Annotated in this window: 12 protein-coding genes; 4 read left to right on the forward strand and 8 right to left on the reverse strand. The window is 64.2% G+C overall.

Features of this window, described 5'->3' with window-relative positions:
• Positions 1–52: 52 nt before the first annotated feature.
• Positions 53–391 (reverse strand): hypothetical protein, encoded by a 339-nt coding sequence (locus IEY07_RS17375; RefSeq protein ID WP_188896661.1) that lies wholly within the window; start codon positions 389–391, stop codon positions 53–55.
• A gap of 566 nt (positions 392–957) precedes the next feature.
• On the opposite strand from IEY07_RS17375, the gene IEY07_RS17380 reads away from it, so the two are divergent.
• Positions 958–1,305, forward strand: a complete 348-nt coding sequence (locus IEY07_RS17380) for a hypothetical protein (protein WP_188896662.1) — start codon at positions 958–960, stop codon at positions 1,303–1,305.
• On the opposite strand, the gene IEY07_RS17385 is transcribed toward IEY07_RS17380, so the two are convergent.
• Complete coding sequence (locus tag IEY07_RS17385; protein WP_188896663.1) at positions 1,237–2,469, reverse strand: MFS transporter; 1,233 nt, start codon at positions 2,467–2,469, stop codon at positions 1,237–1,239. The genes IEY07_RS17380 and IEY07_RS17385 overlap by 69 nt on opposite strands.
• A gap of 32 nt (positions 2,470–2,501) precedes the next feature.
• Positions 2,502–3,119: a helix-turn-helix domain-containing protein gene (locus IEY07_RS17390; protein WP_188896664.1), complete on the reverse strand. Its 618-nt coding sequence runs from the start codon at positions 3,117–3,119 to the stop codon at positions 2,502–2,504.
• Positions 3,120–3,945: 826 nt separating this feature from the next.
• Between IEY07_RS17390 and IEY07_RS17395 the strand changes: the two genes are divergently transcribed.
• Entirely contained in the window at positions 3,946–4,995 is a 1,050-nt protein-coding gene (locus IEY07_RS17395; RefSeq protein ID WP_188896665.1) for an endonuclease/exonuclease/phosphatase family protein, read from the forward strand.
• Between the two features lie 31 nt (positions 4,996–5,026).
• Here the strand turns inward: IEY07_RS17395 and mgrA are convergent, their stop codons facing one another.
• Positions 5,027–6,004 carry an L-glyceraldehyde 3-phosphate reductase gene (gene mgrA, locus IEY07_RS17400; protein ID WP_229670234.1) on the reverse strand — a complete coding sequence of 326 codons (978 nt, stop codon included), beginning with the start codon at positions 6,002–6,004 and terminating at the stop codon, positions 5,027–5,029.
• Positions 6,005–6,401: 397 nt separating this feature from the next.
• Entirely contained in the window at positions 6,402–6,617 is a 216-nt protein-coding gene (locus IEY07_RS17405) for an aromatic-ring hydroxylase C-terminal domain-containing protein (RefSeq protein WP_188896667.1), read from the reverse strand.
• A gap of 120 nt (positions 6,618–6,737) precedes the next feature.
• Here IEY07_RS17405 and IEY07_RS17410 point away from each other — a divergent pair, with 120 nt between their 5' ends.
• Positions 6,738–7,700, forward strand: coding sequence for a diacylglycerol/lipid kinase family protein (locus tag IEY07_RS17410; protein WP_188896668.1), 963 nt, complete (start codon positions 6,738–6,740; stop codon positions 7,698–7,700).
• A gap of 195 nt (positions 7,701–7,895) precedes the next feature.
• The gene (locus IEY07_RS17415; protein ID WP_188896669.1) at positions 7,896–8,363 is read left to right on the forward strand and encodes a hypothetical protein; all 468 of its coding nucleotides are present in this window, start codon (positions 7,896–7,898) and stop codon (positions 8,361–8,363) included.
• Between the two features lie 583 nt (positions 8,364–8,946).
• On the opposite strand, the gene IEY07_RS17420 is transcribed toward IEY07_RS17415, so the two are convergent.
• From IEY07_RS17420 to IEY07_RS17430, 3 genes are all read right to left on the reverse strand, one after another.
• Positions 8,947–10,320 (reverse strand): serine hydrolase domain-containing protein, encoded by a 1,374-nt coding sequence (locus tag IEY07_RS17420; protein WP_188896670.1) that lies wholly within the window; start codon positions 10,318–10,320, stop codon positions 8,947–8,949.
• Positions 10,321–10,355: 35 nt separating this feature from the next.
• Positions 10,356–11,558 (reverse strand): dipeptidase, encoded by a 1,203-nt coding sequence (locus IEY07_RS17425; protein WP_229670229.1) that lies wholly within the window; start codon positions 11,556–11,558, stop codon positions 10,356–10,358.
• A 126-nt stretch (positions 11,559–11,684) separates the two neighbouring features.
• Positions 11,685–13,394, reverse strand: coding sequence for an ABC transporter family substrate-binding protein (locus IEY07_RS17430; protein ID WP_188896671.1), 1,710 nt, complete (start codon positions 13,392–13,394; stop codon positions 11,685–11,687).
• Between the last annotated feature and the right edge of the window lie 189 nt (positions 13,395–13,583).

Below are 13,583 nucleotides of genomic sequence, written 5' to 3' on the forward strand. Positions count from 1 at the left end.
CGAAACCTCGGGCACGTCGACGCCGACGTGGTGCATCGCCGGGTGGAACGCTTCAGGTGGCGGTGGCATTCCAGGATGCTGGCGGCCCACGGCCGTGACCATTCCGCGGCTCGCGCATCGAGCCTGCGTACGGATGGACCAGGAGTATGAAGAGCTGGTTCGTACGACCCATCGGCGGCCCGCGCTGAGTGACCTGGGTACGCCTGCGTACGGCCCTCGACGAACGCTGCCCGGTCCATTCACCCCAGCGGTCCCGTAGTGCTGCCGGTCGCCGGCCGGCGACCGGCAGCATCACCGAACCGGGCAGCTCCCGGTGTGGTATCGCATTCGGCTGTTCCCCCGAATACCACCGACACAACACACCACCGAAGAGCTCGGACCATGATCGCATGTTGTGTGCCCGGCTGTCGGATAGGACTCGAATTCTGGACGGAATCCGGACGAATTCGACAGGCTAGGGATCTCCGGCCGTGGGATTGAGTATGGTTATGGCGAGGGGTCAATGTATCCTCAAGATGACGAGGCCCAGTAGGGTTCCCCCCTCATGGTTATGGCCTCGTCGCCGCGTCCCACCCGGCTCTGACCGAGACCCCCGACTCGCTCATCCGGGTGGGACGCCGGACCCACCGCAACCCGAGCCACGTCCACCAGAGAACCAGTTCGAATCGAGCCGGCTCCGCGACGAGTTGAACTGCGGGCACCTGAACCCGGGCATCTGGGCTGGAGCCCCTCACTTCTCAGCTGAGGCTCCAGCCCAGACACGTGCGCGGATAACCATCCCCCCGTGTGGCGTCACTACTGAATTCGTGACTCCGCACACACGAAGCTGAGGTACATCTAGAAGATACCTTCGACGCCCCCCACGACCTCGTTCGCCCTACTTTAATGCACGTATACAGCAACTTTGCAAAGCCTCTGCAGCTTTCTGAGGTATCTTCTAGATGTACTATGGTGCTCGTGCTCATTCCAAACTTCGCCGAGCGGGCGCAGGTCGCGATCGACTTCAGCGGGCTGAACGGCCCCCAACTGCGGACTGCGATGGCTGCCGCCGGCTGCGAGCTCTCCAAGAACCACTGCTACAAATTGATCCGCGGCGAGATCCTCGACCCGCGGTTCAGCACCGTGGCTGCTGTCATCGTTGCGACCGGCGTTCCGTCAAGCTGGTTCTTCGACCCCGACATCGGCGGAGCGGCAACGCCGACCTCGCTGGCCCGGTACATCCAGCGGGAAGAGGCCTCAACCGGCCTGGCCCACCCACACGGCGCGCGCAGCCAGCGCGAACATGGCAACGATGAGGCCGGCTGACCCGAAGATGATGGCTGTCGTTGCCGTCGAGGTGATGCTGGCCAGCCCCGAGAAGATCACAAACCCCAGCGGTTCCCCGGCGACGGTGACGAGCAGGAGCACTGCATACACCCGCCCGTAGGTTGTCGGGTCCGACCGGGCCGAGGCCGCCATCGTCCATCCGGTCAGCACCGAGCCGACCGGCCCGATCATCAAGCCCATGAGGCCGGCCGCGGCGATGGCCAGAGGCGCAGAGACAGCCGAGCCGGTCACCGCGACCATGACGCTCGCCAGGGCGGCACAGGAGACGGCGACCGCGAGCTTGCGACGCGGTGCGCGGCTTCGAATCCCGAACGCGGCGAGACTGCCCAGCAGCATCCCCGCGCCGAAGGCGCCGGCGGCGAGTCCGTATGTCTCGGCGCCCCACCCGTATGCACGTGCCTGACTCGGAAGCGCCGCCATCAGGATCGAAGCGGTCGTCAGGTTGACAACGCCCTGGACCGGGAGGGTCCGCCGGACCACCGGGTCTTTCCTGATCCACTGAAACCCTGCCCACAGGGAGCCTGAGCTGCCGGCCCCACCGCCGTGATGCAGGTCGGCAGACGACGGCTGATCGATCTGCGGCGCCGGAGTTCGGCGAAGAGCCGCATATCCCGCCAACGGGAGCAGTCCTACGGCGGCAGCAACCACACCGACCGTTCCAACGCCGAACCAGCCGGCGATCAGGCCGCCGAGGCTGGGACCGGCGGTTTGCACCAACCGGATACAGATCCGTTGGGCGTTCGTCGTCGTCTCAAGCGCTGCAGCGGGCACCAGCAGGCGTGGGAGAGCGGACACTGCGGGGTCATGGATGCCGGCCACGCTGCCGGTGGCGAATGCCACGGCGGCCGCCAGGTAGGCCGGTGCAGCGTCGGTGACCAGAATTGCGGCCCACGCGCCCAGGATGAGGACTCGAGCCAGCATCGTCCACACTGCGACGCGGTGCGCTCCCAGCCGATCCGCAAGAGAGCCGCCCCACAGCACGAACGCGATCGACGGCACGGCGCCGGCGGCGAGCACGAGGCCCGACGCCGATCCGGCGCGAGAGGCCTCCCACCCCAGAGTGAAGAGCCAGAGAGCCTCCACCAACCCGTCGAGTCCACTGCTCGGCAGGTAGATCCTGGCCCACCGGGGGGCGGCCCTCACAGTCTCGCCCAGCGTCCAGCCGCGAGTCGTGCTCACTGCGGCCGGCGCGGATAAGGAATCGCGGTGAGGATCACGACGACCGGCGCGATCCAATCCGGGTCCCCTGGCTCGGCCTGCTGGTCGGACCAGGCCGTCTCGTTGGCCTCGGAGGCTCGCTTCCACTTCATGGCGACCGCGCGCAGATCGGCAGCCAGCTCATCGAGCTGCTGCGCGGTCAGGTGCATCACCCAGTCCGAGGTCTCGGCCGCAGATTGCCAGGTCTGCGGCCAGCTGGCAGCCACCGACGGCCACTGCGAGGCGATGATCCCGTATCCGCCACTGACGGCACGCAGCCATTCCAGCGCCGCTTCTTGGATCTCACCGCCCTCGATCCGTCCGACGCGTACGCCGCCGGGGACTGCGGACCACAACCAGGATTGGCGCGTCTTTCCGGTCTGGCTGACCTGGACGAAACCGACCTCCCGCATGACATCGAGATGTCTGTTCATGCTCGTCTCGGTCACGCCGGTCAACTCCGCGAGCTGCCGCGCCCGGAGCGTTCCGAAGGCACGCAGGGCGACGTAGATCCGGAAGCGGACGACGTTGGCCAACTTCAGCAGCGCGTCCACCGACAGCTCCGGCGTGATGTTGGGATCGTCGCCTTGCGTCACGGCCGTCATGCTAGTGGGCCGGCCACGTTGTTAACGCGTGGACCTGCACCCCATCCTTACATCACAACCCGCCTCGGCCCCAGCGCTCAACGGAGCCCACCTGACCGAGGGCGAGATGTCCGGAACACGCGGCAACAACGGCGAAGGGGGTGACCTCATGACGACCCAGATCAACATCGGCAGCGGACTCTGAACCACCACCCCACCAACCCCACAACCCACCAAGGAGGTGACCCCATGACCACCCAGATCAACATCGGCAGCGGACTCTGAACCACCACCCCACCAACCCCACAACCCACCAAGGAGGTGACCCCATGACCACCCAGATCAACATCGGCAGCGGACTCTGAACCGACCGGGAATCACCCGCGTAAAGATATTGACCTCGCTGCTGTCTCACCGATGGCGGCAGGCTCACGCTGCATCAAAGCTGCAGACGCCTGCCGCCCAGTGAAACCAGCGCTCTGCCGACACTGAGCACCGAGGAGCTCGTCGCGCTCGACGGCCTTGCTGCCCATGTTGCAGGTGGGCGGTCTTGATCTTCCGCTACGAACTCGCGGTGTCGGCGACGACGACAGGCGCCGGAACCATCCGCCGATCGGTTCCGACGTCCGTTGCCGAGGAGTCGCTCGCGGCGTTTGGAACCTGGACGGGCGACTCAGCACCAACCGGCACGCGCCGATCTCGGGGCGGACGACACCCGCGGACCGGTGGCCAGCAGCCGCCCCAACACGCCTCGTCGCAACTGGGTGCCTGGGGCGGATCGGCCCTGTGATGAGGTAACGCCAGCGCTGGGGGCGCGGTTCGCCTAGGCTCCTGATTCATGCGCCGCAGCTCCCGCGTGATCGCCGCCGCCCTGCTTGTCCCAGTGCTCGGGCAGGCGGCGGCCGTCCTTCCAGTTGTCCGGGATTTCCTGCCGGCCTTGCCCGCGGCCTCGGCCGCGACGACCACGTCGCTTCGGGTGGCCACATTCAACGTCCGGACGGCGCGGGCGACCGATGATGCCCGACCCTGGCTGAAGCGAGTCACCGACGTCGCAGCCGACATCATGTCTGCCCATCCCGGGATCGTGCTGCTGCAAGAACTGGGGCCGGGTCGGGCCGACGGCAACCCGGGACACCTGGACGGCCACCAACGCCAGACCGCCAGCCTGCTGACGGCACTGGCGAAGACCGGCGGCAAGCGGTACCGACTGGTGCGGACCACCGCCTATGTCAAACCCGGGACCGCGCACGGCACCCAGGGAGCGCGGATCCTCTACGACTCCAGGCTCTTCACCCTGCTCAGCCACTGCCCGCAGACCACCGGCACCTCAGGCTGGAACGCCTCCTGCTCCTTCGATCTGCCGATCGCCGGAGGCGACACCGCGGTCAACCGGCGGTCGGCCGCGTACGCGGAATTCGCCGACAAGTCGACCGGCCGCAGATTCTGGGTCGTCACCGCCCACCTGGACAATCGACACGGCAGCACCAGGACCGCCGAGGCGAAGTGGAACCGGCTGCGGGTCAGGCAGGTGACCGCGATCGAGAACAAGATCATCAAGCTCAACCGCAGCCGGCTTCCGGTGATCTTCGGCGGCGACCTGAACTCCTGGCAACGCGACGATTTCGGCTATGCACCGCACGACAAGCTCGTCGGATACGGCTTCCATGACGCGGTCGCCGCCACCACTCGAACCCATTACGCCTATCCCACGGTCAACCACTTCGATCGGGTCCTCAAGTCCACCAAACTCGCCTCCGGCGGTTCCAGGCTCGACGTGATCATGGTCAAGCGGGTCAAGAAGTTCACCAAGTGGGTCAACAAATTCAGCAACCCGGACAACGCCCGGCCCTCAGACCACAACATGGTCGTGTCCAACCTGCAGATCTGAACGCCGGACCGGACCCGGCGGTGGATCGGGCTCAACGGTAGAGCGTGACGCCGGCCTTCGCCGCGAGCTTGTCGATCTTGGTGAGCTCCTGGCCAGTGAAGTCGAGGTGATCAAGCGCGCCGACGCTGTCCTCCAGCTGCGCCACGCTCGAGGCACCGATCAGCACCGACGTGACCCGCGAGTCACGCAGCGCCCAGGCAAGCGCCAGCTGGGCGATCGACTGGCCGCGCTGCTTGGCCATCCGGCCCAAAGCCCGTAGCAATGTCAGCATCTCGTCGCTGACCGCCTGCGTACGCAGACCGTCATTGCGGCTTGCTCGGGAACCGGCCGGGATGCCCTTGAGGTACTTGTCGGTCAGCAATCCCTGACTGAGCGGGGAGAACGCGATGATGCCGATGCCAAGATCACCGCAGACGTCCACCAGGTCCTCCTCGATCCACCGGTTGGTGATCGAGTACGACGGCTGGTGGATCAGGATCGGGGTGCCGAGCTGCCGAGCGATCGCCTGCGCCTGGGCGGTCTGCTCACCCGAGTACGACGAGATGCCGGCGTACAGCGCCTTGCCCTGGCGCACGGCGGTGTCGAGGGCGCCGATCGTCTCCTCCAGCGGCGTCGTCGCATCGAACCGGTGGCTGTAGAAGATGTCGACGTAGTCCAGGCCCATCCGGGCCAGCGACTGGTCGAGCGAGGCGAGCAGGTACTTCCGCGAGCCGCCGCCAGATCCGTACGGCCCCGGCCACATGTCGTAGCCGGCCTTGGTCGAGATGATCAACTCATCGCGGTACCGCCGGAAGTCGGTCGCGTAGAGCTGGCCGAACGTGACCTCGGCTGACCCGTAGGGCGGGCCGTAGTTGTTGGCCAGGTCGAAATGCGTCACGCCGAGATCGAACGCGCGGCGCAAGATCGCCCGCGACCGATCCAGGGGCACATCGCCGCCGAAGTTGTGCCAGAGTCCCAACGACACGGCAGGCAGATCCAGGCCGCTCGACCCGGTTCGGCGATAGGTCATGGAGTCATAGCGGGAGCGGTCGGCCGTGTGGTCATCGGCGTGCAAGGTCACCTGGACATCATGCCAAGGTGCTCGTCCATGGTCGGACCCGGGCGGCAGATGGTCGCAGTCAGGTGTCGTCGGCTGACGGACGGCCGCCCAGCCGAAGGATCACAAACCCGGCACTCCCCCTCCAGAGCCCGAACAGCCCGGCGATCAAGGCACTGTTCCCCCAACCGAGAGCGCTGTAGAACTTTGCGGGTTCGCACCGAAGAAGATCAACAGGATGAATCCCACATTCACAATCGCGACAGCCGGTGCCAGCCCCCGACAAATCGGGGCAAACGCCTGCTGCGTAGCAAGGTGAACGCGAGAACCGCGGTGATAGCTGGCGTTTCGGTGGGCACAGGTACGGTGCTCAGGAGGCGGCTCCGAACCAGGTCGTCAGCGTGTCGGTGATGGGCGCGTGTGAGGCGGATGTCCAGCAGGTGTAGCCGTCCGGCCGCACGAGCACGGCGTCCAGTTCTGGCCGCGGCAGCTTGGGCACGGTCGTACGAACGAGCCGTTTGTTCCAGGGCTCGGCGTCGGCAAGGATGCCGGCATCGGCCCGCCCGGTGGTGAGCAGCACGCCCACCACCGCATAGAAGAAGGTACTCGCCCCCGCCAGATGCCAGGGCCCACGGCGGGCCGATCTGGTGTGGGTGCGGTTTCCGTCGGGCTCTACGATCGCCTCAGCCGAACGGAGAGTTGATACTTGCCTGTTGCCGCCGTCGTCGTCAATCCAACGAACGTGAACCTGGGCCGCCTTCGAGATGCTGTGCAACGGGCACAGCAGGCGGCCGGCTGGAATCCGAGCCGGTGGTTTTTCACCGCGCGAGACGACTCGGGCCGACGAGCCGCACGGGACGCGCTCGAGGCCTCTCCTGACGTTGTGCTCGTGGTGGGCGGCGACGGCACTGTCCGTACGACCGCCCAGGAACTGCGCCGAACGGTGCCCGTCACCATCGTGCCGGCCGGAACCGGCAACCTGTTGGCCCGCAACCTTCGGCTGCCGCTCACCGACCTGGACCAGGCGGTGTCGGCAGCCTTCACCGGCCAGGACCGACACATCGACGTCATCAAAGCCACACTCGAACATGAGACAGGCAAAGTGGTTGAGCACATCTTCTTGGCAATGGCCGGAGTCGGCTTGGATGCTGCGATGGCCTTGCACAGCAACACCTCGTTGAAGTCACTGGTCGGCTGGCTGGCCTACGTTCCACCCATCGCCCGATCGATCCTGTCCAACCAGTCCTTCGACGTGCGGTACCGGATCAACCACAACGACCAACGCTCCATGACAGCCCACACGATGATCATCGGAAACTGCGGTGTACTCACCGGCGACGTCGTGCTGATGCCCGCAGCAGCCGTCGATGATGGCCTGCTCGATGTCGTCATCCTGCGACCAGGTCGCCGACTATCCGGCTGGACCCCAATCGGAATCCGACTCGCCGCCAACGGCGCAGTCCACCGCAGACGACACCGGCTCGGCAAAACACCCCGCGGGCTGCCCAGCTCACGCAGCGCCACCCACGCTCAAGCCAGGGAATTCGAAGCCACCTTCGACCAACCACAACTCATCGAACTCGACGGCGACATCATCGACCACATCACCCGAGCCCAATTCACACTCCTGCCCGGCGAACTCACCCTCCGCACGCCCCTACATGGGTAGACAACCCAGGCAGCGTCATTCAACAATCCGCCGTACGGAGCGACGACCACCCGTATCCTTCTCGGAGTACTCGCCCAGGATGCCGGTCGCAGTGTCCCCGGGCGGTCACGCTCCGGAACTGCTGGTTGACCCAGCACGTCCGAATCCACGAGGGCGAGTCAGAACGGGCGAATCCGTACACGGGCGACACAGGACATGAGCCGATCATCGAAGAGGAATCGCCGGCACAACCGGCGGTCAGCCAACGACCTCGACTATCGCTTCAGCGAGCGCCGTATCCGCCGTTGGACGACCATACTCGAGTTGATCATCGCCTCGGGGGCCGTCATCGGCGGAGTGATGGCCATCATCGGCGCCATCCTGGCCGACTCGGGTCTTGCCTACGGCGGGCTGGGTGTGTTCTCGCTGATCCTGGCGGCCGTGCTGGTGGTTGCCGCCTGGCTCGGTGGCCAGGCACTCGCGCGGTACGGCGGTTTCCTCGGCCTACTCCTCATGGCGGGCATCGGACTCGGTCTCGGCGGCTGGTCGATCGGCCCCCTGTGGGGATGGCTCGGCGTCTTCCTCTTCCTCCTGGCAGTCATCGGGTTCCGGTGGATGCGCCGGCGTCTGCTGCGACGGCGGGCCACGCCACCGCTGTTCACTGGTGAGACACGTAGACGATGACTGGTGACAGCTTCTCGGCCGCTCAGGCAGTACCTGCTTCGGATAGTCCCGGCCAAGCTCGTGAACGATCACACCGACCGATGGCCGGCGCAGCCAATGGCTGATTTGTCGCGGACTTCGGGCAGCGGGGCGTGACCAAGCGACAGTGTCCCTGTCGAGCGTTACGGTGTAAGCCGTGGAGTGTCATACGGTCTGAGGCATTCCGCGGGGGCGGTCCCGCCGGCCGGGTGCTCGACCGGCGGGACCTCAGCTCCGAGGATTCCTAGGTGATCCTGCGGCGCCTGGTAAGAGACCTACCCGCAGAATCGAGATCCCATCAGGGACCATCCTGACCGTGTCGCCATCGAAGCCTCGGGTAGACCGACTCTCCGTGCCCGACCGGGCTGTCCTCTCCCTCATCTGCGGCGCGGCATCGCGGAACTCTGACATCAGTCACCGCAGCTCCAGGCGCACGGTCAGACGGAACCAGCAGGGTTGATTCGGCTCCCCGGCCAGGGACTTCGTCGCCGTGCCATCCCAGGGTTGGCTGAAACCCTCAGAGGCGGTACGCACAGACGCGTGTCCATCCCCGCGGCTGTCGGTATTAGCCGACGTTGCGTAGTACCCGCCCACCGAAGGTGACTGCTGCTCCGGGTTTGAACGCGGTCGGATAGCCGATGAAGTCGTCACCTCGGCGGCTTCGTATGACCAGCCCGGAAGGATCTGCCGACGTCACCTGTGCCGGATCACCCGAAACGATCACTTCATCACCATTGATGCTGAGGCTAACGCCCTCGTCGCTGCGGAAGACACCTCGATAGTCCGGTCGGACCGCTCCACCTGGCAAGCGTGCACGCCACGCTTTGTGCACCTCGGAGATATCAACCCCAAAGTGCCCCCGCATTGCGGTCGCGGCCATCTGCTCCACTCTGGCCCCAGACACGTTGGCCACCACAGCGCACGACCGGCCCGAATCCGGAAACAGGCATACGTAGGCCGAGATTCCCTTTCCACTACCACCGTGGTAGACGAAGCGTTCCCCATCGACATATCCGACCCAGAAACCTGCTCCGTACTCCACGCCAGGCAAGGTCGATTCGGTGTTCGGCGTCAGCATCTGCTGGGCATCGTCCGAGGAGAGAACACGCTCTCCGTGCTCACTGCCCGAACTCTCATACAGACGCAGGTAGCGCACAAGATCATCAGCGGTGGCGTGTACGCCCCCAGCAGAATGCCACAGAGGTTCGTAATAGCGTGCAGGCGCGCGCACGCACCCCGACGCCGATGGATCGCCGGTCTGGGCGGTGTGGTACACCGCCCAGGCATCGGCTGCGACGTAGGAGGATCGGTTATAGGCCGACCGTGTCATCCCCAGAGGCGCGAAGATCCGGGTCTGGACGTAGTCCGCGAGTCGCATACCGGAAAGCCGCTCGACGAGGATGCCCAAGAGAACGTAGCCCTCGTTGGAGTAGCTGAATACGTCCCCGGGCACGCCAAGGGGTTCCACTTCGCGGAGCGAGCGCCAGTACTCGAACAGGTGCGCGCGCGATGAGATCCTCGCCGGAGCGTCAGCCACCCAGTCCGGTCGGCGTGGGGCTTGCGCGTCGCCACCGCCGGACAGCACGGAGAATCGGGTGGCCAACGGCGGCAGGCCCGCGACGTGGGATAGCAGGTCACGCACCCGCACATCCGCTCCATGCAGAACCGGAAGGTCGACGATCTCAGGGATGTGATCCTTGACTGGCTGATCAAGGCTCAGTGCACCGCTTGCCGCCAACTGCATAATCGCCGCCGCCGTGAAGCTCTTGCTCACCGACGCGACTCCGAATGCCGTCTTGCTCGTCACCGGAGTGCCCGACCCCAGATCGCACACGCCGTACACCGCGCGGTCCGCGACTTCGCCACCGCCGCCGACGGCGACGACGGCCCCGGGGATCCCACCTTGCTCGCAGAGCTGTGCCACCGCTGCTTGCCACATACTTCCTCCAACGCTGTTGTTCATCCCGCGGCGGTCTAGGCCCAGATCGCATCCAGAACCGTGAGCACATTCCCTCCGATGACCTTGCGGATCTCGTCGTCGGAGTATCCGTGAGAAACCAGCCAGCCGGCGATGTTCCAGAAGTTCTCCCCAGGGTTCTCCAGCCCATCGACATAGTCGACGCGGGGATAGTCGCCCTGGAGCTGACCGGACGTGGAGCTCGATCCACCGCGTCTGTGAAATCCGGCATGATCGCCGAACAGTGTGTCCGGCCCGAAGCCGACGTGGTCGATCCCGACCACATCCACCAAGTGCTCGAAGTGGTCCATGGCCGAGTCCAGGCAGTGTCTGGGATGTTGCGTGGATGGCGTGCTGTGCGGAGCGGCTTCAATACCGATCATGCCGCCCCGGGATGCACACTCCTGGATGATCGCGTCGGGCTTCATCCGGGCGCTCGGCCAGACCTCCCGAGAGCCGCAGTGGCTCATGACGACCGGTGCCGACGAAAGATTGATCGTCTCCAGTGCCGTCCGGTCACCGGAGTGGGAGACGTCGATCACCATTCCCACCCGGTTCATGCGGCGGATGGCTGCCTCTCCGAACATCGTCAGGCCCGAGTCCAACCGCTCCCCGAGCCCACATCCGAGCTGGTTCGAATTCGAGTAGGCCACACCCATCATGCGAACACCGAGACCGAACAGCACCTCCAGTCGATCCAGTTCGTTTCCGATGACGGTCGCCGCTTCGAGGCCGGAGAACATGGCCAGTTGGCCGTTGGCATGGGCGCGGCGGATGTCCTCGGTGGTTTTCCCCGGGATGATGAAGTTCTGGTGATCTATGTCGCACAATCGCATACCGAGGTCGTGCACGGTGTCGTCCAGACGCCACCCGTTCGCGGAACTGAACGGGGCTGAAAAGACGCCATTGTCGAAGACTGCCGTCATGCCGGAGCGTGCCAGGCCCTCGTAGCCTGTGAATCCGCGCCCCTGGCGGAGGTACCCCGGTTGCTGGGAGATGTCGGCAGGTGAGACCTGAACATGGTCGTGCAGCGAGATGACGATCGACTGGTCGATCAACTGTTTCGCCCGCTGCCGCTGCAAATCCGACAAGCTCTCGTCGTGATACACCGGCACGCGCGCAATCTCGGCTACCCGCTCGAAGTCCTGATAGTCCTCACCGGCGCGCAAGTACGAATACGCCGTGTAACCCTCGTAGGACATACTGCTTTTCAGATTCACGTGCTAAATCCCTTCCTCGCAAGTTCTGCTGACTTCCGGCTGACAGGTCCCCCAGGCGCAGCGTTACTTTGAGAATTCTCCCGCCGGCCGGGCCTGATAGCCGGGGACGACATGGATACGACCTTGTTACTTCAAACGCCAGTCCTGGTCGTTCCAATGGAAGCCGAGGGCGGATGAATTGTACTTGAGATTCTCGATGTCGACGGAGCCGGACCAGCCTCCGACCTGCTGATACTCGTAGAGTTCAAGCGACGCCATATCGGACCAAAGGAGCTTGTCCGCCTGGTTATAGAGCACCGAGGCCTTCTGGGAATCAAGCTCCCCGGTGGCCTTCTTGAGCAGAGCATCCACCTTGCTGTTCGAATAATGGGCCCAGTTGCTGGCGCATTCCGCGTTGGTGTACGAACACCAGACGGACTTCATAGTGCTCGGGTAGGGGTTGATCGCCCACCCGTAGGTGGCCATATCGTAATTGCCCTTCTGCACCTGGGAGAAATAGTCGGTCAAGGTGACGATTTTCACCTTGATGCCGACGGCCTTCAATTGCGCCTGCACCAATTGCTGGATCTGGTTCCACAGTTCTCGACCCGAAGCACTGACGATGCTGAGGGTGAAGTCCTTGCCCGCCTGGCTCCCCCAGGTCGGCTGCAGGTAGCCGTCAGAGCCTTCGACCATGCCCGCCTTCAGAAGCGCCTGCTTGGCCTTCTTCGCGTCGAACTTGCCGTACTCTCCGCTGTTGTCGACGTACCCAGGCTGGCCCGGCAGGAAGATGTGGTTGCCGATCGTGGTCGCCTTCGGATTGATCTGCCCGACTGTGCGCTGCACGATCTCGTTCCGGTTGATGGCATTCGCGATGGCACGCCGGATGTCGGTCTTGGCCAAGTACTCGTTCGACTCATTGAAGTCGAGATGCTGGAACGTCAGACTCGGCGCAGTGACGAGGTGGAACCCTCCGACTCCTTGAAGTGCGTCCTTCAGGCTGACCGTCCCGTTCGTGGGATTGACCACCTGGATCTCACCGTTCTGCACGGCGGATGCCAGCTCGGTCGAGTCGTTGATGATGCGATAGACAATGCTCGAGAGCCCTGCCGCCTTGCCCCAGTACTTCGGATTCCTGACCTTGACGAAACTCTGCCCATCGGCATAGGAATCGGCCATCCAGGGACCTCCGGACACCTTCAGCGCATCACCGAAGTTGTCCAGGCCGGAATTGAAACCCACCTTCTTCACCACGTGAGACGGAAGGATCGGGTTGAACAGACTCTTCCAATCGGAGAATGACGAGCTGAACTTCACTGTCACCGTTTTGCCGCCGTCGGAGCCCTTCACCGAGCTGATCTGGTCATATCCCGAGGTGTTCGCCGGCAGGAAAGCACTGCCATCAGCGTCTTTGAATTTCTTGTTACCGCTCATGGCCTCCCACAGGTAGATGTAGTCATCCGCGCTGATGGGCGTCCCGTCCGACCACGATGCCTTGGGATTGATCTTGTATTGCACCACCTGGGGGCTCTTGCTGATGAGGTCGGCACTCTCCAGCAGATCGCTGTTCATCACCGATTTGAGGCTCGGATCAGGGGTGAACGAGTCCGGCCAGATCCCATGCATCATCTGCTCGGTGAAGACAATGTTCGACCCCGCCTTCAAATAGTTGAAACCTTCGATCGCCCCGACTACCGAGACCGTTACCGAGCCACCGTTGTCGTTGCCGCTTTTCGAGGCGGATTTGGAGCTCCCTGTGGAACATCCCGCCAGCATGACCGCACCGACGATGATCAGCGCCGCGGCGGCCTTCCAATAATTCTTCAAAACATCACTTCCTAATGGCTTCTTACCCATGCAGATACCTGATGCCAGTCATCGGATTCTCGAGACTCAAGACCAGATGACGGGCCGGTGCGATACCACCGGTATCGCCCGTCTGACGCTGCTTCCGCAGCATCCTGCTGATGTTCGTGTGCGCGTCGCATACGATGCGACCCCCGATATTCACGCCATGTCATCACCCGAAACTTCTTCGCATGCCCG

It is taken from the genome of Microlunatus endophyticus (genome assembly GCF_014646195.1).
GTDB classification, from domain to species: domain Bacteria; phylum Actinomycetota; class Actinomycetes; order Propionibacteriales; family Propionibacteriaceae; genus Microlunatus; species Microlunatus endophyticus.